General features: G+C 67.0%; 17 protein-coding genes. 7 read left to right on the top strand and 10 right to left on the bottom strand.

Annotated elements, in window-relative coordinates; genetic code table 11:
- Positions 1-29 precede the first annotated feature (29 nt).
- The gene (locus ACSQ3S_RS18385) at positions 30-824 is read left to right on the top strand and encodes a PEP-CTERM sorting domain-containing protein (RefSeq protein WP_218087709.1); all 795 of its coding nucleotides are present in this window, start codon (positions 30-32) and stop codon (positions 822-824) included.
- On the opposite strand, the gene ACSQ3S_RS18380 is transcribed toward ACSQ3S_RS18385, so the two are convergent.
- Together ACSQ3S_RS18380 and nadB are read right to left on the bottom strand one after the other, a co-directional pair.
- Positions 821-1,360 (bottom strand): GNAT family N-acetyltransferase, encoded by a 540-nt coding sequence (locus tag ACSQ3S_RS18380; RefSeq protein WP_436143317.1) that lies wholly within the window; start codon positions 1,358-1,360, stop codon positions 821-823. The genes ACSQ3S_RS18385 and ACSQ3S_RS18380 overlap by 4 nt on opposite strands.
- Before the next feature lie 9 nt (positions 1,361-1,369).
- Positions 1,370-2,983, bottom strand: a complete 1,614-nt coding sequence (gene nadB, locus ACSQ3S_RS18375; RefSeq protein ID WP_353398748.1) for an L-aspartate oxidase — start codon at positions 2,981-2,983, stop codon at positions 1,370-1,372.
- 197 nt (positions 2,984-3,180) lie between these two features.
- Between nadB and ACSQ3S_RS18370 the strand changes: the two genes are divergently transcribed.
- Genes ACSQ3S_RS18370 through prsR form a run of 3 tightly spaced genes read left to right on the top strand, consistent with a single transcriptional unit; the run spans position 3,181 to position 7,914 of the window.
- Positions 3,181-4,563, top strand: coding sequence for a TIGR03013 family XrtA/PEP-CTERM system glycosyltransferase (locus ACSQ3S_RS18370; protein WP_436143316.1), 1,383 nt, complete (start codon positions 3,181-3,183; stop codon positions 4,561-4,563).
- Positions 4,563-6,548 carry an XrtA/PEP-CTERM system histidine kinase PrsK gene (gene prsK / locus ACSQ3S_RS18365; RefSeq protein WP_436143315.1) on the top strand — a complete coding sequence of 662 codons (1,986 nt, stop codon included), beginning with the start codon at positions 4,563-4,565 and terminating at the stop codon, positions 6,546-6,548. Before ACSQ3S_RS18370 ends, prsK begins: the two co-directional genes overlap by 1 nt.
- Before the next feature lie 19 nt (positions 6,549-6,567).
- A complete protein-coding gene (gene prsR, locus ACSQ3S_RS18360) occupies positions 6,568-7,914 on the top strand; it encodes a PEP-CTERM-box response regulator transcription factor (RefSeq protein ID WP_436143314.1) in 1,347 nt (448 codons plus the stop codon).
- A 2-nt stretch (positions 7,915-7,916) separates the two neighbouring features.
- Here prsR and ACSQ3S_RS18355 read toward each other — a convergent pair whose 3' ends face one another.
- Genes ACSQ3S_RS18355 through ACSQ3S_RS18330 form a run of 6 tightly spaced genes read right to left on the bottom strand, consistent with a single transcriptional unit; the run spans position 7,917 to position 12,399 of the window.
- Positions 7,917-8,546 carry a tetratricopeptide repeat protein gene (locus ACSQ3S_RS18355; protein WP_176650830.1) on the bottom strand — a complete coding sequence of 210 codons (630 nt, stop codon included), beginning with the start codon at positions 8,544-8,546 and terminating at the stop codon, positions 7,917-7,919.
- Positions 8,543-9,793 (bottom strand): glycosyltransferase, encoded by a 1,251-nt coding sequence (locus ACSQ3S_RS18350; protein ID WP_436143313.1) that lies wholly within the window; start codon positions 9,791-9,793, stop codon positions 8,543-8,545. Before ACSQ3S_RS18350 ends, ACSQ3S_RS18355 begins: the two co-directional genes overlap by 4 nt.
- Positions 9,787-10,620: a hydrolase 1, exosortase A system-associated gene (locus tag ACSQ3S_RS18345; RefSeq protein ID WP_436143312.1), complete on the bottom strand. Its 834-nt coding sequence runs from the start codon at positions 10,618-10,620 to the stop codon at positions 9,787-9,789. The genes ACSQ3S_RS18350 and ACSQ3S_RS18345 overlap by 7 nt, the downstream gene beginning before the upstream one ends.
- On the bottom strand, positions 10,617-11,450 hold the full coding sequence (locus ACSQ3S_RS18340; protein ID WP_436143311.1) for a hydrolase 2, exosortase A system-associated: 834 nt from the start codon (positions 11,448-11,450) through the stop codon (positions 10,617-10,619). Before ACSQ3S_RS18340 ends, ACSQ3S_RS18345 begins: the two co-directional genes overlap by 4 nt.
- Positions 11,447-11,689 (bottom strand): acyl carrier protein, encoded by a 243-nt coding sequence (locus ACSQ3S_RS18335; RefSeq protein WP_176650834.1) that lies wholly within the window; start codon positions 11,687-11,689, stop codon positions 11,447-11,449. Before ACSQ3S_RS18335 ends, ACSQ3S_RS18340 begins: the two co-directional genes overlap by 4 nt.
- Positions 11,690-11,697: 8 nt before the next feature.
- A complete protein-coding gene (locus tag ACSQ3S_RS18330) occupies positions 11,698-12,399 on the bottom strand; it encodes a hypothetical protein (protein WP_436143310.1) in 702 nt (233 codons plus the stop codon).
- Positions 12,400-12,554: 155 nt separating this feature from the next.
- Between ACSQ3S_RS18330 and ACSQ3S_RS18325 the strand changes: the two genes are divergently transcribed.
- Genes ACSQ3S_RS18325 through ACSQ3S_RS18315 form a run of 3 tightly spaced genes read left to right on the top strand, consistent with a single transcriptional unit; the run spans position 12,555 to position 17,214 of the window.
- Positions 12,555-14,135: an acyl-CoA ligase (AMP-forming), exosortase A system-associated gene (locus tag ACSQ3S_RS18325; protein ID WP_436143309.1), complete on the top strand. Its 1,581-nt coding sequence runs from the start codon at positions 12,555-12,557 to the stop codon at positions 14,133-14,135.
- Entirely contained in the window at positions 14,135-15,376 is a 1,242-nt protein-coding gene (locus tag ACSQ3S_RS18320; protein ID WP_436145045.1) for a pyridoxal-dependent decarboxylase, exosortase A system-associated, read from the top strand. The genes ACSQ3S_RS18325 and ACSQ3S_RS18320 overlap by 1 nt, the downstream gene beginning before the upstream one ends.
- Positions 15,373-17,214, top strand: a complete 1,842-nt coding sequence (locus ACSQ3S_RS18315; protein WP_436143308.1) for an asparagine synthetase B family protein — start codon at positions 15,373-15,375, stop codon at positions 17,212-17,214. The genes ACSQ3S_RS18320 and ACSQ3S_RS18315 overlap by 4 nt, the downstream gene beginning before the upstream one ends.
- Here the strand turns inward: ACSQ3S_RS18315 and ACSQ3S_RS18310 are convergent.
- Together ACSQ3S_RS18310 and ACSQ3S_RS18305 are read right to left on the bottom strand one after the other, a co-directional pair.
- Complete coding sequence (locus tag ACSQ3S_RS18310; RefSeq protein WP_436143307.1) at positions 17,185-18,075, bottom strand: polysaccharide deacetylase family protein; 891 nt, start codon at positions 18,073-18,075, stop codon at positions 17,185-17,187. The genes ACSQ3S_RS18315 and ACSQ3S_RS18310 overlap by 30 nt on opposite strands.
- Positions 18,072-19,367: a putative O-glycosylation ligase, exosortase A system-associated gene (locus ACSQ3S_RS18305; protein ID WP_436143306.1), complete on the bottom strand. Its 1,296-nt coding sequence runs from the start codon at positions 19,365-19,367 to the stop codon at positions 18,072-18,074. The genes ACSQ3S_RS18310 and ACSQ3S_RS18305 overlap by 4 nt, the downstream gene beginning before the upstream one ends.
- Positions 19,368-19,385: the final 18 nt, after the last annotated feature.

The raw sequence follows: 19,385 nt of genomic DNA, 5'->3' as shown, positions 1-19,385 counted from the left end.
TTGGTATCAACAACCATGGAGCGAGAGAGATGAAATTGAAATTCATTGCGGGTGTAGTGGCAATGCTGGGCCTGACCGGCGCGGCGCAGGCGGGTGGCTTCGTCAACGGAGCCTTCGAAACGGGTACCACTGCCGGTTGGACCACCGGCGGCGGCTATCGTTACGGCAGCTCGAACACCGACCTGTCGCCGGCGGACTTCCTGCCGGGCGGCAGTCTGAACTCGGACGACGGCGTCCGCGGCGCCGTCATCGACCAGAGCTACGTCGACCCCAATCTGGGCAGCCTGATCGGCACCACCGTGTACAGCGGCAAATATGCCTACCGCGCGGAAGACACCACCGACGGCGGCCTGGCCACGGTGATCAGCCAGAAGGTCAACAACTACACCGACGCCAACATCTTCTTCGCCTGGAAAGCGGTACTGCAGAACGGCGGCCATAGCGAGGACGAATCGGCGGTGATGAAGCTGACGCTGACCGATAACACCACCGGCAACCTGCTGATCAGCCGCAGCTACAACGCCGGCTACACCGGCGGCGGTGTCGATGCGCGCTTCTCCTCGGAAGGCGATCTGTTCTACACGCCACAGTGGCAGGTCGAGCAGTTGAGCATCGACAAATCGCTGTCCGGCCACAGCTTCACGCTGTCGCTGCTGGCGGCCGATTGCGAGCCGACCGCACATACCGGCTACGCCTATCTGGATGGTTTTGGTTCGGTGGCGCCACCGGTGCCTGAGCCGACGACCTACGGCATGATGCTGGCGGGCCTGGGCTTGCTGGGCTACGTCAAGCGCCGCAAGCAAGCCGGAAAGAAAAGCGCCTAAGCGGCGATAGACTTGCACATCCGGGCCAGTGGCACCTGCACCTGGTCCGGCAGCGTGATCTCGAAGCGTTCCGCCACCTCGAATCCGCAGGCCAGGTACAGCGGCACGCCGGGCATGGTGGCGGCCAGTTCCAGCGTATGGAAACCGCCGGCCGCGGCCGCGTCGGTGCAGTGGGTCAGCAGCAGGCGGCCCAGTCCCTGCCTGGCCGCCGACGGATCGACAAAGAAGGCGCGGATGCGGGCCGGCTCGGTCGCCGGATCCAATAAGGGGTCGGCGCCTTGCTTGGTGCGGTCGGCGCCGAACAGCGTGCTGCGCTTGCTCCAGCCGCCGCAGGCCAGCAGCTTGCCGGCATCGTCTTCAATCAGGAAGTAGGTTTGGTCCGCGACCAGCTGGGTGTCGACGCCGAACACATGCTGCGTCACCGCCTGCGCTTGCCTCTTGGTGTAAAACCCTTCGCTCAACTCGATGCCGGAACGCGCGATCAGCGCCTCCATGGCGGGTATGTCGGCCGGCGTGGCCAGGCGCACTGTGGGCATGGGGCTCTCCTATTTGCGGCGCGACGGAGTCAGGATGCTCGGCAGGGCTTTCGGCAGCGTCTCCGGATAATCGCGGCTGAAGTGCAGGCCGCGGCTCTCGCGCCGCTGCAGCGCGCTGTTGACGATCAGGTTGGCCACGTCGACCAGGTTGCGCAGCTCCAGCAGGTCGTGCGTGATGCGGAAGTTCTGGTAGTACTCGTCGATTTCTTCCTTCAGCAGCGCAATGCGGTGCTGCGCGCGTTCCAGCCGCTTGGTGGTGCGCACGATGCCGACATAATTCCACATGAAGCGGCGCAGCTCGTCCCAGTTGTGGGCGATCACCACTTCCTCGTCGGCGTCGGTGACGCGGCTTTCATCCCAGTCCGGCAGGTAGGGCACTTCGCCTTTTTCCTTAGCCGCGATATCGGTGGCGCAGGCGCGGCCGATCACCACGCATTCGAGCAGCGAATTGCTGGCCAGGCGGTTGGCGCCGTGCAGGCCGGTGCAGGCGGTTTCGCCGACCGCGTACAGGCCGGGCAGGTCGGTGCGGCCCATCAGGTCGGTGACCACGCCGCCGCAGGTGTAGTGCGCGGCCGGCACGATGGGAATCGGCTGCTTGGTGATGTCGATGCCCAGTTCCAGGCAGCGCGCGTAGATGGTCGGGAAGTGCTCGATCAGGAACTCGGCCGGCTTGTGGCTGATATCGAGGTGCACATAGTCGAGGCCGCGCTTCTTGATCTCGAAGTCGATGGCGCGGGCCACCACGTCGCGCGGCGCCAGTTCGGCGCGCTCGTCGTGGGCCACCATGAAGCGGAAACCTGCGGCCGCGCCGGCTTCCGGCGGCAGCTTGAGCACGCCGCCTTCGCCGCGTATCGCTTCGGTGATCAGGAAGGACTTGGCGTACGGGTGGTACAAGCAGGTCGGATGGAACTGGATGAACTCCATGTTGGACACGCGGCAGCCGGCGCGCCAGGCCATGGCGATGCCGTCGCCGCTGGCGGTGTCCGGATTGGTGGTGTACAGGTAGACCTTGCCGGCGCCGCCGGTGGCCATCACCGTGTGTTCTGCGGCGAAGGTGTGGACCTGGCCGCTGAGCTCGTCCTGCACGTACAGGCCATAGCACTTGGGCTGGGCGTTGCCTTTTTTGACAGGATGCAGCTTGTCCGAGGTGATCAGGTCGATCGCGCAGTGATGTTCGAACAAGGTGATGTTCGGATGGGCGCGCACCTTTTCTTCCAAGGTGACCTGCACCGCGTGGCCGGTGGCGTCGGCCGCGTGGATGATGCGGCGCTGGCTGTGGCCGCCTTCGCGGGTCAGGTGGAATCCCATCTCGGCCGATTCGTCGCGGGTGAAGGGCACGCCTTGCTCGATCAGCCATTCGATCGCTTCGCGGCCGTGCTCGACGATGAAGCGGGTGGCGCTCTCGTCGCACAGGCCGCCGCCGGCGATCAGCGTGTCGTCGATGTGCTGGGTGTGGCTGTCGCCGGAATCGAGCACGGCGGCGATGCCGCCCTGGGCCCAGTTGCTGGCGCCGTCCAGCAGCGCGCGCTTGGAAATGATCGCGACGGTGCGCGTTTCGGCCAGATGCAGGGCGACCGACAAACCGGCCAGTCCACTGCCAACAATTGCGACGTCAAATTTCATGATTACGTGTTGGATACGGTAAAGAACCATGACTATAGACCATTTGTCATGAGCGCGTCATATATGCGCTGTTTTTCGCCGTATTGAGGCAGAACTGTACAGCGATTGTGGCGGCTCAACACGTGCGCTCCGACTGTTCAGCATCATCTTGGTTACGCCGCTTAGTTACAACGGTTCCCAGGCGCAGGAGAGAGATTGTGATCAGGATATTCCACCACTATGTGTCCAAGATAGCCTTCATGCTGTTGCTGCTGGAGTTGCTGGTGCTGTTGACGGCCGCGGTCGCCAGCGCGCCGCTGTGGCTCAAGGGTCGACACGGCGCCGACCAGCTGTACCTGCCGGCGCTGGCGTTCGCGCTGGTCGTCGTGCTGAGCATGGGCACGTTGGGCATGTACCAGCACAACCAGTCCAGGGAGGATATCAAGAGCACCTTGCTGCGCATCCTGCCGTCGTTTGTACTGGGCTTCGGCCTGTTGAACCTGCTGGCGAGCATGGTGCCCGAGGCGCAGTTCGGCCGGCTCGGCATCGTGGTGTTCCTGCTGGGCGGGGCGGCGGTGCTGCTGGCGCGGCTGCTGGTGTTCACCTCGGCGCAGTCGAGCATGATGGAGCAGCGGCTGATCGTCATCGGCGACGGCGCCACCGCGCGCCAATGCTGGGAGCTGGCGGCGTCCAGCGTCGGCTTCCACCAGTTCAAGGTGGTCGGCTTCGTGCCGGTGGCGGGCGAGCTCTCCAGCGTGCCGCCGGCCATGCTGCTGCCGGCCGACCTGTCGCTGCTGGCGTTGGCGCGGCGCTATGCGGCCGATGAAATCGTGGTCTCGGTCGGCGACCGCCGCAACGGCGCGTTTCCGGTGCGCCAGCTGCTGGAGTGTGCGCTGGGCGGTGTGCCCGTCACCGACGCCGCCAACTTCTTCGAGCGCGAGGCCTGCCAGATCCGCATCGATTCGCTGCAGCCCAGCTACCTGATTTTCGGTGGCGGTTTCGACCAGAGCTTGTTGCGGGCGGCGGTCAAGTGCGCCTTCGACCTGGTGGCCAGTGGCGCCATCTGCCTGGCCTCGCTGCCCATCATGCTGCTGACCGCGCTGGCGATCCGCCTCGAGGACGGCGGGCCGGTGTTTTATCAGCAGGAGCGCGTGGGGCGCGACAACCGGCTGTTCAAGGTGCTGAAGTTCCGCAGCATGCGGCTCGATGCCGAGCAGGACGGCAAACCGAAATGGGCGTCGGTCAACGATCCGCGCGTCACCCGCGTCGGGCACTGGATACGCAAACTGCGCATCGACGAATTGCCGCAGATGCTGAATGTGTTCAAGGGCGAGATGAGTTTTGTCGGCCCGCGCCCGGAGCGGGCTTATTTTGTCGAGCAGCTGTGCAGCGAGATCGCCTATTACAACGTGCGCCACAGCATCAAGCCCGGCATCACCGGGCTGGCGCAGGTGCGCTATAGCTATGGCGCCTCGGTCGACGACGCCGTGCGCAAGCTGCAATACGACCTGTACTACGTCAAGAACAACAGCCTGTTTCTCGATTTGCTGATACTGCTCGATACGGTGCAGGTGGTGTTGTTTGGAAAGGGCAGCCGTTGATGACCTGGCAGCAGGTTTCCGCCATCAGTCATGGTTGTGCGGTGCTGGCGTATCTGATCCTGGCCTCGCTGCTGCTGCGCGGAGGCTGGCGCAAGCGGCGCCATGCCGGCGCCTTCGGCGGCGCCTGCCTGCTGACCGCCGCCTGGGCCGGCGCGGCGGCGGCCGGCGTCAACGCATTGGAGGCCTTGCGCACGGCGGCATGGCTGGTCCTGCTGCTGGTGCTGGCCGGCGCCGGCTGGCGCCAGCGGGCCTGGCTGATCGCCGTGGCCGCGCTGGCGGCGCTGGAACTGGCGGCGGGCTATGGCCGGCACATGCTGGCGGTGATCGCCATCCGGCTCGGGCTGGCGGTGCTGGGCATGCTGCTGGTCGAGCATTTGTACCGGGACACGCCGGACAATGCGCGCTGGGGCATCAAGTTCGCCTGCCTCGGCATCGGCGCCTTGTTCGCCTACGATTTCTACCTGTACAGCGAAGCCTTGCTGTTCCGCCGCATCAATGAAGATATCTGGGCCGCGCGCGGCGCCGTCAACGCCTTGAGCGCGCCGCTGCTGGCGGTGGCCATCGCGCGCAACCCGGCGTGGACGGCGGGCCTGCAGCTGTCGCGCCAGATCATGTTCCGTTCGGCTGCGCTGCTCGGTTCGGCGTTGTACCTGGGGGCGATGGCGGCCAGCGCCTGGTACCTGCGCTTCATCGGCGGCGTGTGGGGCACGCTGATGCAGCAGGCCTGTCTGTTCGGCGCCGGGCTGCTGCTGGCCGGCGTGCTGTTTTCCGGCACCATGCGCGCGCGCCTGAAGGTCTTCATCAGCAAGCATTTCTACCAGGGCCATTACGATTACCGGCAGGAATGGCAGCGCTTCACGCGGGCGCTGGGCGAGCACGGCGACGTGCTGCCGGAACGGGCGATACAGGCCGTGGCCGAGTTGGTGGAAAGTCCGGCCGGCATCTTGTGGCTGCGCCGCGACGAGACGCATTATCAGGCCGTTGCGCGCTGGAACATGCCGCTGCCGGAGAACGCCGAGCCGGCCGGCGGCGCGCTGTGCGGCGTGCTGGCCTCGCGCGGCTGGGTGATCGACCTGCAGGAATGGCGCGACGCGCCGCAACGCTACGGCGGCCTGCCGCCGCCGGCCTGGCTGGCCGGCGACGAGCGCATGTGGCTGGTGGTGCCGCTGATGCTGGAGCGCCGGCTGTTCGGCTTTGTCTGCCTGGCGCAACCGCGTACCAGACAGCTGATGAATTGGGAGGTGCGCGACGTGCTCAAGATCGCCGGCAGCCAGGCCGCCAGCTACCTCGCGCATCGCGAATCGGCCGACAACCTGGCGGTGGCGCGGCAGTTCGAATCGTTCAACCGGATGTCCACCTTTGTCGTGCACGACCTGAAGAACCTGGTGTCGCAGCTGTCGCTGCTGCTGGTGAACGCGGAGCGCCACAAGAACAATCCGGCCTTTCAGGAGGACATGCTGGAGACGCTGTCGCATTCGCTGGCCAAGATGAAGACGCTGCTGCTGAAATTGCGCCGCGACGACGCGCCCGATCCCTGCGCGCCGCTGCAGCTGGACAGCCTGCTGGCGCAAACGGTGCAGGCGTGCGCCACGCTGGAGCCGCGCCCGGCGCTGGACCTGCGCGCGTCCGGGTTGATGGTGCTGGCCAACCGCCAGCGGCTGGAGCGGGTGATCGGCCACCTGATCCAGAACGCGGTGGAAGCCACGCCGCGCCACGGCAGCGTGGCGGTGCGGCTGTTGCGCAACGACGCCTTCGCCGTGATCGAGCTGAGCGACACGGGGCAGGGCATGAGCGAGGAATTCATCCGCGAGCGGCTGTTCCGGCCGTTCGAATCGACCAAGACCGCCGGCATGGGCGTAGGCGTGTTCGAGAGCCGGGAATATGCGAAGGAAATCGGCGGCCGACTGGAAGTGAGCAGCGCGCCGTCGCTGGGCACGACTTTTCGGCTGATCTTGCCGCTGCACGCGGAAGCTGCGGCGGCCTGAACAATAAGGTAACGAGTATATGGGCAAGCAAAAATTGCTGGTGATAGAGGACGATACCGGCCTGCAAAAGCAGCTGCGCTGGAGCCTGGACGCCTACGAAGTGGTGGTGGCCGACGACCGCGAATCTGCGATGGCGCAGCTGCGCCGCCATCAGCCGGCGGTGGCGACGATGGATCTCGGCCTGCCGCCGGATCCGGACGGCGCCACCGAGGGCCTGGCGCTGCTGCAGCAGATACTGGCCGCCGCGCCGGACACCAAGGTGATCCTGTTGTCCGGCAACCAGGACCGCGCCAACGCGCTGAAGGCGATCGCCGCCGGCGCCTATGATTTCCACCAGAAGCCGCTCGACGCCGATACGCTGGCCCTGGTGATCGAGCGCGCCTTCTATCTGCACGCCTTGCAGCAGGAAAACCGGCGCATGATGCAGATCCAGTCCGATTCGCCGCTGGCCGGCATCATCAGCCGCGATCCCGGCATGTTGCGGGTGTGCCGCAGCGTCGAGCGGGTGGCGCCATCGTCGGCCACGGTGATGCTGCTGGGCGACTCCGGCAGCGGCAAGGAACTGGTGGCGCGCGGCGTGCATCGCCTGAGTCCACGGCACGACAAGCGCTTCGTCGCCATCAATTGCGCGGCCATCCCGGAACATTTGCTGGAGAGCGAGCTGTTCGGCTACGAGAAGGGCGCGTTCACCGGCGCCCAGCGGCAGACGCTGGGCAAGCTGGAGCTGGCACACGGCGGCACCTTCTTTCTCGACGAGATAGGCGACATGCCGCTGCCGCTGCAGGCCAAGCTGCTGCGTTTCCTGCAGGAGCGCGTGATCGAGCGGGTGGGCGGGCGCAGCGAGATCAGCATCGACGTGCGCATCGTCTGCGCCACGCACCAGAACCTGAAGGCGCTGGCCGAATCAGGCCGCTTCCGCGAGGATTTATATTACCGGCTCAGCGAAATCGTGCTGTCGATACCGCCGCTGCGCGAGCGCGTCGGCGACTGCGCGCTGCTGGCCCACCATTTCAAGAACAAGTTCTGCGCCAGCGAGTCGCGGCAGATACTGAGTTTCAGCCCGGACGCGCTGGCGGCGATCGAATCCTACCAGTGGCCGGGCAATGTGCGCGAGATGGAAAACTGCCTGCGGCGCGCCGTCATCATGGCGGACGGGCCGCAAATCACGCCGCAGGACCTGGGGCTGCCGGACAGCACGGCCGACGAGCCCAAAGTCAACCTGCGCCAGGCGCGCGAGGCGGCCGAGTACCGCGTCATGGTGCAGGCGCTGGCGCGGGTCGACGGCAATATCGTCAGGGCGGCGGAATTGCTGGGTGTGAGCCGGCCGACCTTGTACGACTTGATGAACCATCACGGCTTGAAATAAAGCTAGTCGGACTCGCGCCATTTGCCGGCCGCCACCAGCTGGTTTTTCAGGCCCGGCAGCGGGAATCCCATGCCGTAGGCCTTGTGCGCGTTGACCAGCGCGCGGTCATAGTCCTTGCGTTTCATGAACAACAGCCCGAGGTTGTAGTAGGCCGTGGCGTTGGACGGTTCCAGGCTCGCCGCCTGCTGCAGCTGCTCCAGCGCGGCGTCGTTCTGCCCGAGCGCCAGCAGGTAGCCGCCGTAGATGGAGTGCACGCGCGCGTCGTCCGGCCGGAAGCGCAGCGCGCGGTCGAAATAGCAGTCGATCGTGTAGTGGGCGCCGTAGGGCTTGCGGTTCTTGTCGCGCAGCGACAGCTTGGTCATCGCGGTCAGCGCGCGGTGATGGTTGGGGAAGTGGTCCAGCACATAGCCGATGTCGGCGCCCAGCGAACCGGTGGCGCCACGCACCAGGCGCTCGACCTCCGGCGTGAAATGGTATTGCTCGACCACCACCAGGCCTTCGCGGTCGGCCGGATTGGTGTAGTCGCCGCCGGGATCGTGCTTGACGTAGGTGCCGCAGTCCTCGGCGGCCGCCATGGCGGTATGCGCGGCCGTCAGTAGCGCCGCGCAGAGTAGATAGTGGCTAGGTTTCATGACTGCTCCTTATGTAGGGTACGGTCCAGCAGGGTGGCCAGCTCGCCGGTGCGGGCCCCGCGCGAGTGGCTGGCGATCAGCGCCGGCGCAGCTACCGGCGCCCTGCGTTCGCGGCACAGGCGCAGGAAGCGCATCAGCGAACCGGCGATGTCGGCCGCGTTGTCGAGCTTGCCGATGGTGTCGATGCCGGCCCGGCGCAGGGCGGCGGCGGTGTCGCCGGCCGGATCGGTCAGGGCCAGCAACGGACGCCGGGCACGCAGGTATTCGTACAGCTTGGCCGGGATCTGGCCATTGCAGTTGGCGGCCTGCAGCAACAGCAGGCCGTCCATCTCCAGCATTTCGGCCAGCGCCTCGCGATATGGCAGCGGCGGCGCCAGTTCGACCAGTTCGGCGACACCGCGATGCCGCCGCATCAGGTCGCGCAGATGGTCGTCGTGGGCGCTGGCGCGCAGCACCAGCCGGAAGCTGGCGGGGTTGATGTATTGGTCGGCCTGCAACCGGGCCAGGGCGGCGAACAGCGGCGCCGGATCGCGCTCCGACGGATAGATCACGCCACTGTGCAGCAGGCGGAACTGCCCGGCGGGCGCAGGCGGGCGCGGCGCCGCGAGCTCCGCCGCGATGAAGCTGCCTTCGTCGTAGCCGTTTTCAATCAGCGCGATGCGCTTGCCGTCCATTTGCGGATGACGCTGCCCCAAGGCGTGCAAGGCACCGGGCGTGGTGCAGACCACGGCGGCGGCGCGCGTCGCCGCCTGCCGCTCGATCCAGTGATGGATGTTGCGGCGGCGCACGTCGGGCGGATAGTCGAGATCGACCATGGGGTCGCGCTGGTCGGCGACCCACGGAATGCCGCTGAGCCGGTGCAGGCTGAGCGCGATCAGGTGCGCGGTGGCGATCGGGTAGCTGGACCAGATCACGTCCGGGCGGTACTGGCGTATCAGCCGCAAGCCGGCCGGCACGGCGCTGAGCCACCACGAGATCCAGCGGTCGGGCTGCGCCAGCCAGCCGGGATAGCGGCCGCGCAAGGCCAGGTGGCGCTGCGTGTCGAGCGCAAAGCTGCGGTGCACCGGCACCCGGCCGTCGAGATGGCCGGCGTCGACGTCCTCGTAGGCGCGCGGATGCACCGACAGCACCAGCGGCTGCCAGCCGAATTGCGGCAGATACTGGGTGAACGCCAGCGTGCGCTGGATGCCGCTGCCGCCGCACATCGGCGGGTAGTGATAGGCGATCATCAGAACGCGCTTCACCATGATGCGATCCAGTCTCTGCACAACGACGTGACATCGTCGCGCCAGGCCTTGCTGGCGAAGGTGTGGTTGGCCTGCGGGATGGTTTCCGTGCGGACGCGCGGCGCGGCAAGCAGCTTGCGCCAGTGCGCATGCCGCGCCGGCAATGCGGAAAATTCCCTGGCGCCCAGGTCGGCGCCGCTCAAGACGATCAGCAAGGGGCCGCGATAGCGCGACAACGCCAGGTACAGGCGCTGGGGCACATTCATGTCCGACGCCGTTTGCGATTGGCGGGCGGCGGAGGCCAGCTGGACAAAGGAGCTGAACGTGCGCCCGACACCGACGGCGCCGCTGGCCAGCTTGCGCCAGAACTCCTTGTCCAGCAGCCGCCGCACATAATAGTGGCGCAGCGTGACGCGGGCGAGGCCTTGTTCGGTCCGCACCCAGGGGTTCAGCATGATCAGGCCTGCGACCCGGCGGTCGAGCGCCGCGTAGCCGGCGGCGGCGGTGGCGCCGTCGCACAATCCCCACAGCACAACGTCCTTCATCCCCGGCAGCAGGCTGAAGAAATGGCCGATGGCGGCCGAAAGGTCGTCGTCTACCGCCGTAAAGTCGCGCGGGTCGCCTTCGCTGTCGCCCATGCCGCGATAGTCGAAGCGCATGACGGGGATGCCGGCGGCGGCCAGCTGTTCCGCCAGCAGCACGAAATGGCGATGGCTGCCCACGCGGTATTGCGGGCCGCCGGTGACGATCAACAGGCCGCGCGGCAGCGGCGCGTCCGGCAGGTGCAGCACGCCGACCAGCCAGCTATCGTGGCAGGTAAACTGCACCACGCGGCGCTGCCAGTTCATGAGCGTTCCGCCAGCACCGGCATGGCGTTCAGCGTGGCGGCCAGCAATCCGGGCACCTCGGTGATTTCCGGCGTGGCCCAGAACGGTTCGCCGTCCAGCGCAAAGGCGTCGATGTATGCGCCGGCGCGCGACCAGCGCTCGATCAGCAGCGCCGAGGCCGGTTGCAGCGCGGGCGGGGCCGGCGGCGTCGCCAGTTCCAGCCACTGCACCGGGCACGGCGGCGCGAAGGATGCGTCGGTTTGCTTGATCGCTTCGATCAATTCCGGCGCCAGCCGGTAGCCGGCGACTTCGGTGCCGGCATCGCCGCCATCGGCCGGCTGCACAGGTGGGGCGGCGCCGAACATGCGCGCCGCGCTCTGCATGCGCATGAATTGGTTCAGGTGCGCGCGGCCGCTGATGACCGGCTGCCACAGCACCAGGCCGGCCGGCGCCGGTTGCGCGCGCGCGGCAAACTGCAGGGCCAGCAGCGCGCCCAGCCTCAGTCCCCACAAATAGCGCGGCGCGCTGCCGCGCTGGGCCAGCCATTGCCAGCCCAAGGCCAGGTCGTCCAGCCAGCTGTGCCAGCGGGCGTCGGAAAAGTCGCCGCTGCTGTCGCCGCAACCGTACAAGTCCAGCTGCAGCACGCCGTAGCCGGCGCGGGCATAGGCACGGGCCTGCAGCGCCGCCATGCGACGGCTCTTGTTCAGTTCCTCGGCAAAAGGGTGGACGTACAGGATGGCGCCGCGCTCGGGGACATCCGGATCGGGCTGGTGATACAGGCAAAAGCGTTCCCCCACCGCCGCCGTCAGGAAAAACGGCAAGGCATGGGCGCGCTGCGCGTGGATCGTCATGCCAGCTTGCCTTCGACGAAAGCGGCCAGCGTGCCGACGGTGGCGAAATGGCTGGCGCTGATTTCATCGTCCTCGACGGCGATGCTGTATTGCATCTCCAGCGCCAGGATCAGGTTGGCGACCGCCATCGAATCAAGTTCCGGCAGGCTGCCGAGCAAAGGCGTGTCCGCCTTCAACGGCATGGCGCCGAGGCCGAGTGTGGTGCGCAGGATCTGGCTGACCTGGTCGATACGGGACATGGTGACTCCTATGGGGCGACGTCGGCCAGCGTGCTGGTGTCGAACATCAGTTGTGGAAAAGTGGAAGGGTGGCGGGAAAAATGAAAGCGCGGCTCCAGGCTGGAGAACATCCATTGCCATTGCCCGCAGCGCAGGAAGACCGCGCCGCCGAGCCGGACCACGCCGATTTGCGCGTGGGCGCGCAGCGAAGCGGGATTGAAAGCTGAGATGCGGCTGCAACTCCAGCGCACGCCGCGCTGGCGCAGCCGTTGGCGGGCCGCTTCCCACAGACGCGGAAACACCCAGCCGAGGCGTTCTTCCGGCCGTACCCAGACGTCGAAATCCCAGGCCGCGCGCGAGGAGGCGAGCCGGTATTGCGCGCGGACCTCGTCCTCCTGATAGGCGTCGAACACCAGCCACAGGAAGCCGGCCAGCCGGCCCTTGCGCCAGGCGGCCAGGCTCTGCGCGCCTTGCGCATAGCGTTGCCACACCACGGAAGCGGGGCGCGGATAGTCGTCCGGCAAGGTCTCGCCGGCGCGCTGCTCGCGGATGTCGATATCGAGGCCGCGCTCGCCGCACAGCGGCGTGTCGCCGATGTACTGGGCGACGAAATGGTAGCGATACAGTCCGCAGCGGCCGGCGCTGACCGCCGCCAACGCGTGGCCGAGCCAGTACAGCATGGCATTCAGCCAGCCTAGTTGGGCGTAGGTATGACGCAGGCCATTAGTCATCGTGGAGGCGGAAAAGTGAGCGGAAGTGAAATTAGACCCCGGCGGCGGCGACGCGGGTTTGAGCCAGCACAAGCAGCGGCCCTGCTTGACCAACATCAAGAACGGCCGGGCGATTTATCTCAATCATAGAGGGCAGTCTTTCCAAGGGATCCTCCATGACGCAGTTAATTCACCAATTTATTTTCCAGTCGGCGCAACGCGCGCCGGAGCGGCAGGCCCTGAGCTACCAGGGCGTCGGCCTGAACTACAACGCGCTGGCGCACATGATCGAAACGGCGGCGTGGGCCTGGCTCAACAACGGTCTGGGCCGCGGCGAGCGGCTGGCGGTGTTCACCGAGAAGCGCGAGGAGGCGGTGGCGGCCATGTTCGGCGCGGCCGCCGCGGGCGCGGTGTTCGTGCCGGTCAATCCGGTGCTGAAGCCGGCGCAGGTCGCCCACATCCTGGCCGATTGCGGCGTGCGCATCCTGGTCACCACGCGTGAGCGGCTGAACCTGCTGGCCGCCGACCTGGCGGGCTGCCCGGCGCTGCGCAAGGTGATCGTCATCGGATCGATGGAGACGCTGCCCGCGCTGGACGGCGTGCAGATGTTGTCCTGGCGCGAGTGCATGCGCTCGGCGCAGGCAGCGCCGCCGCATCCCTGCATCGACAGCGACGTGGCCGCCATCCTGTACACGTCCGGCAGCACCGGCAAGCCGAAGGGCGTGGTGCTGTCGCACCGCAACCTGGTGGCGGGAGCGCTGAGCGTTTCCAGCTATCTGGGCAACAATCTGGAAGACCGCATCCTGTGCGTGCTGCCGCTGAGTTTTGACTACGGCCTGAGTCAGCTGACCACCGCGTTTGCCGTCGGCGCCTGCGCCGTGCTGCTGAACCACCTGCTGCTGCGCGACGTGCTGGATGCGGTGCATCACGAGCGCATCACCGGGCTGGCCGCGGTGCCGCCGCTGTGGATGCAGCTGGCGGAACTGAACTGGCGCCACGCCCAGCGCCTGCGCTACATCACCAATTCCGGCGGCGCCATGCAGCGTCACACGCTGGCGGCGCTGCGCAAGGCGCTGCCGCACACGCAGGTCTACCTGATGTACGGCCTGACCGAGGCGTTTCGTTCGACCTATCTGGCGCCGGAGCAGCTGGACCTGCGTCCCGATTCGATCGGCAAGGCCATCCCCAACGCGGAAATACTGGTGCTGCGCCCGGACGGAACGCCCTGCGCGCCCAACGAGCCGGGCGAGCTGGTGCACCGCGGCGCGCTGGTGGCGATGGGCTACTGGAACGACGTCCAGCGTACCGCCGAACGCTTCCGGCCGCTGCCGGACCGCCTGGGCGGACTGCCGGTCGCCGAGCTGGCGGTGTGGTCCGGCGACACGGTGCGCAGCGACGAGGAAGGCTATCTGTATTTCATCGGCCGCACCGACGAGATGATCAAGACTTCCGGCTACCGCGTCAGCCCGACCGAGGTGGAGGAGGTGGTGTATGCCACCGGCCTGGTGGCGGAGGCTGCCGCGATCGGCGTGGCGCATGCGACACTGGGACAATCGATCACGCTGATCGTCGCCCCGCCGCCCGATGGCGCGATCGATGGCGAGGCGCTGATGGCCGCTTGTCGCCTGGGTTTGCCGGCCTACATGATGCCGACGGCGATCGAAGTCCGCGACTTGCCGCTGCCGCGCAATCCGAACGGCAAGATAGACCGCAAGCTGCTGGCCGATCAGATGGCTGAAGCACGGTGCGCGTCGTGATGGCGGCCGTCGCCGAATTGCCGCGCCACGCGGCGCAAACCCAGTTCCCGCTGCTGGACGACTGCCTGCAGATCGGCGGCGTCCAGCTGACGCGGCTGACGGAGCGGGTCGGATGCACGCCGTTTTACGCCTACGAACGCAGCCACATCGTGTCGCGCGTGGAACTGCTGCGGCGCACGCTGCCACCGGACGTGCATCTGCATTACGCGGTGAAAGCCAATCCGATGCCGGCGCTGGTGCAGATGATGGCGGCGCTGGTCGACGGCTTCGACGTGGCCTCCAGCGGCGAGATGAAGGTGGCGCTGGATGCCGGCATGGCGCCCGACCGCATCAGCTTTGCCGGGCCGGGCAAGCGCGACGCCGAGCTGCGCTGCGCGGTGGCGGCCGGCGTGTTGCTGCACCTGGAATCCGAGATGGAAATGGAGCGGGCCGCGCGCATCGGCACCGAACTCGGCATGACGCCGCGCGTGGCGGTGCGCGTCAACCCGGACTTCGAGCTGAAACATGCGGGCATGAAAATGGGCGGCGGCGCCCGCCAGTTCGGCGTCGATGCCGCGCGCGTGCCGGCGATGCTGCGGCGGCTGGAGCAGCTTGGGCTGGATTTTCACGGCTTCCATCTGTTTTGCGGCGCGCAAAACCTGTCGGCGGCGGCGATCTGCGAAGCGCAGCGCTTGTCCGTGCAGCTGGCCATCCGCCTGGCCGAACACGCGCACGTGCCGATGCGGATGCTGAATATAGGCGGTGGTTTCGGCGTGCCATATTTCCCTGGCGAACGTGCACTGGACTTGGCGGCGGTGGCGGACGGCCTCGACAGCGCGCTCCAGCTGCTGCGCCAAGCGTCGCCTCAAACCCAGCCGATACTGGAGCTGGGGCGCTATCTCGTGGCCGAGAGCGGCATTTATGTGTGCCGGGTGCTGGAACGCAAGCGCTCGCACGGCCAGACGTTCCTGATCACCGACGGCGGCCTGCATCACCATCTGGCCGCGTCCGGTAATTTTGGCCAGGTGATCCGCAAGAACTATCCGGTGGCGATCGGCAACCGTATGCAGGGCGGCCCGCGCGAGACGGTCAGCATCGTCGGCCCGCTGTGCACGCCGCTGGACTTGCTGGCCGACCGCATGGAGCTGCCGAGTGCCGACGTCGGCGACCTGGTCGTCGTCTTCCAGTCCGGCGCTTACGGTTTGACGGCCAGTCCGACGGCGTTCCTCGGCCATCCGGCGCCGCTGGAGGTGCTGGTATGAGCGGCTTGTGCGGATATATATCGATATCGGATGGCGCCGAGCCGGCCCGGCAGCTGCTGGTGGGCATGGCGGAGCCTTTGTCGCGCTTTGATTCCAGCCCGCTGCGCATCGAGGCGGCCGAACGCTGCGGCGTGGCGGTCGCGGCCGCGGCCGACAGCGCCAGCCTGCACCGCGAGGGCAGCCTGCTGGTGGCGATCTGGGGCCGGCCCACGCTGAACGGCAACGCCGACAATCTGGCCGAGCGCTTCGGCGTGCTGTGGCGCCGGCAGGGCGCGCAGGCATGCGCCGCGCTGTCCGGCGCGTTCGCGGTGTGCCTGATGGACGAGCAATCCGGGCAGGTATTGTTGGCCATCGACCGCAGCGGCGTGCACACCATGCATTACCAGCAGGTGGCGCAGGGTTTGCTGTTTGCCTCGTCGGCCGCGGCATTGCAGGCGCATCCGCTGGCGGTGAGCGCGCTGGATCCGCAGGCCATCTACAACTACCTGTACTTCCACACGATCCCGGCGCCACGCAGCATCTATCGCGGCCAGCGGCGGCTGCTGCCGGGCGAATACCTGGACTACCGGCAAGGCAAGCTGCACTGCGGCGAATACTGGAAGATGGCTTACCACGAGGACAGCCAGCTGCCATTTACCGAACTGCGGCAGCAATTCCTGTCCACGCTGGAAAGTTCGGTGCGGCAGGCGGTCGGCACCGCCAGCACCGGCGCCTTCCTCAGCGGCGGCACCGACAGCTCGACGCTGGCGGGCATGCTGGCCAACGTCAGCGGCAGCGCGCCGCGCACCTACTCGATTGGCTTCGACGTCGCCGGCTATGACGAGATGGAATACGCCCGCATCGCCGCGCGCCACTTCGGCGCCGATCACCACGAGCTTTACGTGACGGCGAGCGACGTGACGGCCGCCATTCCGCGCATCGCGGCGGCGTCGGATCAGCCGTTCGGCAACTCCTCCGCCGTGCCCGCGTACTATTGCGCCAACATGGCGCGCATCGACGGCGTCAGCCGGCTGCTGGGCGGCGACGGCGGCGACGAGCTGTTCGGCGGCAACGAGCGCTACGCCCACCAGGCCGTGCTGTCTCGCTATGAACGGGTGCCGTCGGCGCTGCGGCAAGTCGCGCTGGAGCCCTTGCTGTTCGGACTGGCCGGCAAGGTCAACCTGGGCTTGCTGCGCAAGGCCCGCAGCTACGTCGAGCAGGCTGTGGTGCCGATGCCGGCGCGGCTGGAGACCTACAATCTGTTGCGGCGCTACGGCGCCGGCGACGTCCTTGATCCCGGCTTCCTGGCTTCGGTGGACCAGGACGGACCGATCGGCCAGTTGAACGACTGCTACTGGAAAGGCCGGGGACTGAGCCAGATCAACCGCATGCAGACGCTGGACCTGCGCTACACGCTGGCCGACAACGACCTGCGCAAGGTCAGCCTGGCGTGCGAGCTGGGCGGTGTCGAAGTGGCGTTTCCATTCCTTAGCGACGACATGCTGGCGTTTTCGTCGCGCCTGTCGCCGCGCGACAAGCTGAACGGCACGCGGTTGCGGTATTTCTTCAAGCGCGCGCTGCGCGGCTATCTGCCGCCGGCCATCCTGCGCAAGAAGAAACACGGCTTCGGCCTGCCGTTCGGCCACTGGCTGCAGCAGGATGCCGGCCTGCGCGGCCTGGTGTTCGACAGCCTCAACGATTTGAAGCGGCGCCGCATCGTCCGCGCGGACTTCATCGACCGCCTGATGCGGACCCTGGTCAGCGAGCATCCCGCCTATCACGGCACCATGGTGTGGGTGCTGATGATGCTTGAGCAATGGCTGGCCCGCTCAGGCCCGCCGGTTCGCCCACAGCCGTAGCAGGAAGCGCGCGCGGTCCTGTTCCCACGGCGTGTAGCGCGGCAGTTGCAGCGGATCGCTGCCGGCATGGGCGGCGCCGGGCGCCGTGGTGACGGCGGCGGTGAAGCCCAGCTTGCCGATCATGGCGACGTGGCGCCGGTCGTAGTCGGCGTCGGGCTTGCCGTTCGGATAGGCGAACAGCGTGACGGGCGACTGGGTGATGGCCTCCAGCTTGTCTTTCCCTGCGGCGATATCGGCGGCGGCCTCGGTGTCCGGCAGGCGGCACAGGATGGGGTGGGAACTGGTGTGGGCGCCGATCTCCATGCCGGCCGCCAGCAGCTGGCGGACCTGGTCGCTGCGCATCATCAACTGCCCGCCGCGCGGCGGCGCGATCTGCCTCGACAATGACAAGCGTTGCGCGTACGGCAGGTATTTCAGCGCCGCCAGCAGGCGCTCCATGGCCTGCTGCCTTTGCTGCATGGTGTGCACCGGCAGCAGGCCGCAGCCCAGGGCCGACATGTCCAGCATGCCCGGCGGCGCGTGGCGCACGCAGGCGATCACGTCGTCGTTCCACATCTGGCCGCCGTCGAGGTAGTCGCTGGCGATGAAGAAGGTGGCGCTCAGCTTGTGGCGCTGCAATACCGGCAGGGCGCATTCCGCGTTGTCGGCGTAACCGTCGTCGAAGGTGATGCAGGCCGCGCGCGGAGGCAGGTTCCCTTGCCGCAGCTGACGCACAGCCGCGCTCAGCGGCAGCACGTTGAAGCAGCGCCTGACCAGCGCCATGTGGCGGTCGAACAGCCGCACGTCGGGCAGCTCGGGCAGCAGGGGATCAGACTGCGCCAGCACACGGTGGTAGATCAGGATCGACAACCTCCGGTTCATGACGCCTCCGCCGTGGCGCTCCGCGCCGCCAGGGCCGGCATGCGCGCGGGCGCGGCGGTCGCTTGCTGCTGCGCCACCAGCAGCCGGGTGGCGACGATGGCGGCCATCAAATAGTAGGGCACATCGAAATACAGCAGGCTGAGGAAGGCGCCGCCGACGGCGAAGCCGATAAAGCTGGCCTGTATCATCGTCGCCAGCTGCTCGGCCCACTCCAGGTCGGGCTGTTGGCGGGCGTGGCGGATGATCCACGACGCCGAACGCCAGGTCGCGGCCAGCAGCAGCAGGTACAGCCCCAGTCCGATAAAGCCGTGCTCGCCCAGCGCCTGGAAATAGATGCTGTGGGCGGCGTGGATATCGGCAGGATTCGGCGCGTACAGGAAGAAGGTCAGGGGCTCGGCGATCTCGAAGCCGCCGCCGAAGAAGCGGTCCTTGGCCAGGTTCCACGCCATATGCCAGGCATTGATGCGGCCCAGCGCGGATTCGTCGGCCTGGTAGGTATTGATGCTGTCCATGCGCTCGCTCCAGCGATCCGGCATGAACAGGAAGGCCAGCGGAGTCAGCAGCGCGATCAGCAGTCCGCCCAGCATCTTGTGCCGGCCCTTCATCCACATGAACATCACCATGGCGCCGATGGCCAGCAGCGCGCCGCGCGAATACGAGCCCAGCGCGGCCAGCGCGCTGAGCAACATCATGGCGGTCATGCCGTGGCGCACCCAGCGCTGGGTGCTGCGCTGCTGCAGATAGCGCATCAGCGGTATGGTCATGATCAGCGCCAGGGCGATGGCGTTGTTGTCGGCGATGAAGGTGCTTTCCGGTCCCCACACGCGGTCGACGCCGCCGCTGCGGATGGTGAAGATGCCGCCCTTGACGCCGTAGTAGCCGAGCGACAGCGTCAGCACCCACATGAAGCGCTGGATATCCTCGCGGCTGCGGATCACCATCATGGTCACCACGCTCATCAGCATGATCTTCATCACCTTGCCCCACTGCGGGTAGGCCGACACCGGGAACATGGCGAACAGCGTGGTCACATTCATCCACAAAATCAGCCCGATCAGGGCGAAGGTGATGCCCGACACCGGCAGCGTCTTCGGCATGCGCGAGATGGCAAAACTGAACAGCGTGGCCACCGCGATGATGAAGGCGAACGGGAAGGTGGTGGCGAAACCCCAGCCTTGCGTGTGCGGATTCATCACGCTGATCCACACCCACATGAGGACGCCGTTGACGGGATTGCGCAAGATGAACGGGAGGCTGGAGAAAACAATCAGGGTAATCAGGATGTCGCGCATGGTTGAGGGCACTCGTTG

Origin of the sequence: Duganella sp. LjRoot269, assembly GCF_964254095.1 — a bacterium.
Taxonomy (GTDB): domain Bacteria; phylum Pseudomonadota; class Gammaproteobacteria; order Burkholderiales; family Burkholderiaceae_D; genus Rugamonas; species Rugamonas hordei.
Note: the sequence above shows the minus strand (reverse complement) of the source record. Positions and strands in the feature narration are given on the sequence as shown.

What these genes read in the sequence shown, in the direction of transcription:
- ACSQ3S_RS18385 (WP_218087709.1), top strand. Translation starts at nt 30, where the DNA reads ATGAAATTGAAATTCATTGCGGGTGTAGTGGCAATGCTGGGCCTGACC.
- ACSQ3S_RS18380 (WP_436143317.1), bottom strand. Translation starts at nt 1,360, where the DNA reads ATGCCCACAGTGCGCCTGGCCACGCCGGCCGACATACCCGCCATGGAG.
- nadB (WP_353398748.1), bottom strand. Translation starts at nt 2,983, where the DNA reads ATGAAATTTGACGTCGCAATTGTTGGCAGTGGACTGGCCGGTTTGTCG.
- prsK (WP_436143315.1), top strand. Translation starts at nt 4,563, where the DNA reads ATGACCTGGCAGCAGGTTTCCGCCATCAGTCATGGTTGTGCGGTGCTG.
- prsR (WP_436143314.1), top strand. Translation starts at nt 6,568, where the DNA reads ATGGGCAAGCAAAAATTGCTGGTGATAGAGGACGATACCGGCCTGCAA.
- ACSQ3S_RS18355 (WP_176650830.1), bottom strand. Translation starts at nt 8,546, where the DNA reads ATGAAACCTAGCCACTATCTACTCTGCGCGGCGCTACTGACGGCCGCG.
- ACSQ3S_RS18350 (WP_436143313.1), bottom strand. Translation starts at nt 9,793, where the DNA reads ATGGTGAAGCGCGTTCTGATGATCGCCTATCACTACCCGCCGATGTGC.
- ACSQ3S_RS18345 (WP_436143312.1), bottom strand. Translation starts at nt 10,620, where the DNA reads ATGAACTGGCAGCGCCGCGTGGTGCAGTTTACCTGCCACGATAGCTGG.
- ACSQ3S_RS18340 (WP_436143311.1), bottom strand. Translation starts at nt 11,450, where the DNA reads ATGACGATCCACGCGCAGCGCGCCCATGCCTTGCCGTTTTTCCTGACG.
- ACSQ3S_RS18335 (WP_176650834.1), bottom strand. Translation starts at nt 11,689, where the DNA reads ATGTCCCGTATCGACCAGGTCAGCCAGATCCTGCGCACCACACTCGGC.
- ACSQ3S_RS18330 (WP_436143310.1), bottom strand. Translation starts at nt 12,399, where the DNA reads ATGACTAATGGCCTGCGTCATACCTACGCCCAACTAGGCTGGCTGAAT.
- ACSQ3S_RS18325 (WP_436143309.1), top strand. Translation starts at nt 12,555, where the DNA reads ATGACGCAGTTAATTCACCAATTTATTTTCCAGTCGGCGCAACGCGCG.
- ACSQ3S_RS18320 (WP_436145045.1), top strand. Translation starts at nt 14,135, where the DNA reads ATGGCGGCCGTCGCCGAATTGCCGCGCCACGCGGCGCAAACCCAGTTC.
- ACSQ3S_RS18315 (WP_436143308.1), top strand. Translation starts at nt 15,373, where the DNA reads ATGAGCGGCTTGTGCGGATATATATCGATATCGGATGGCGCCGAGCCG.
- ACSQ3S_RS18310 (WP_436143307.1), bottom strand. Translation starts at nt 18,075, where the DNA reads ATGAACCGGAGGTTGTCGATCCTGATCTACCACCGTGTGCTGGCGCAG.
- ACSQ3S_RS18305 (WP_436143306.1), bottom strand. Translation starts at nt 19,367, where the DNA reads ATGCGCGACATCCTGATTACCCTGATTGTTTTCTCCAGCCTCCCGTTC.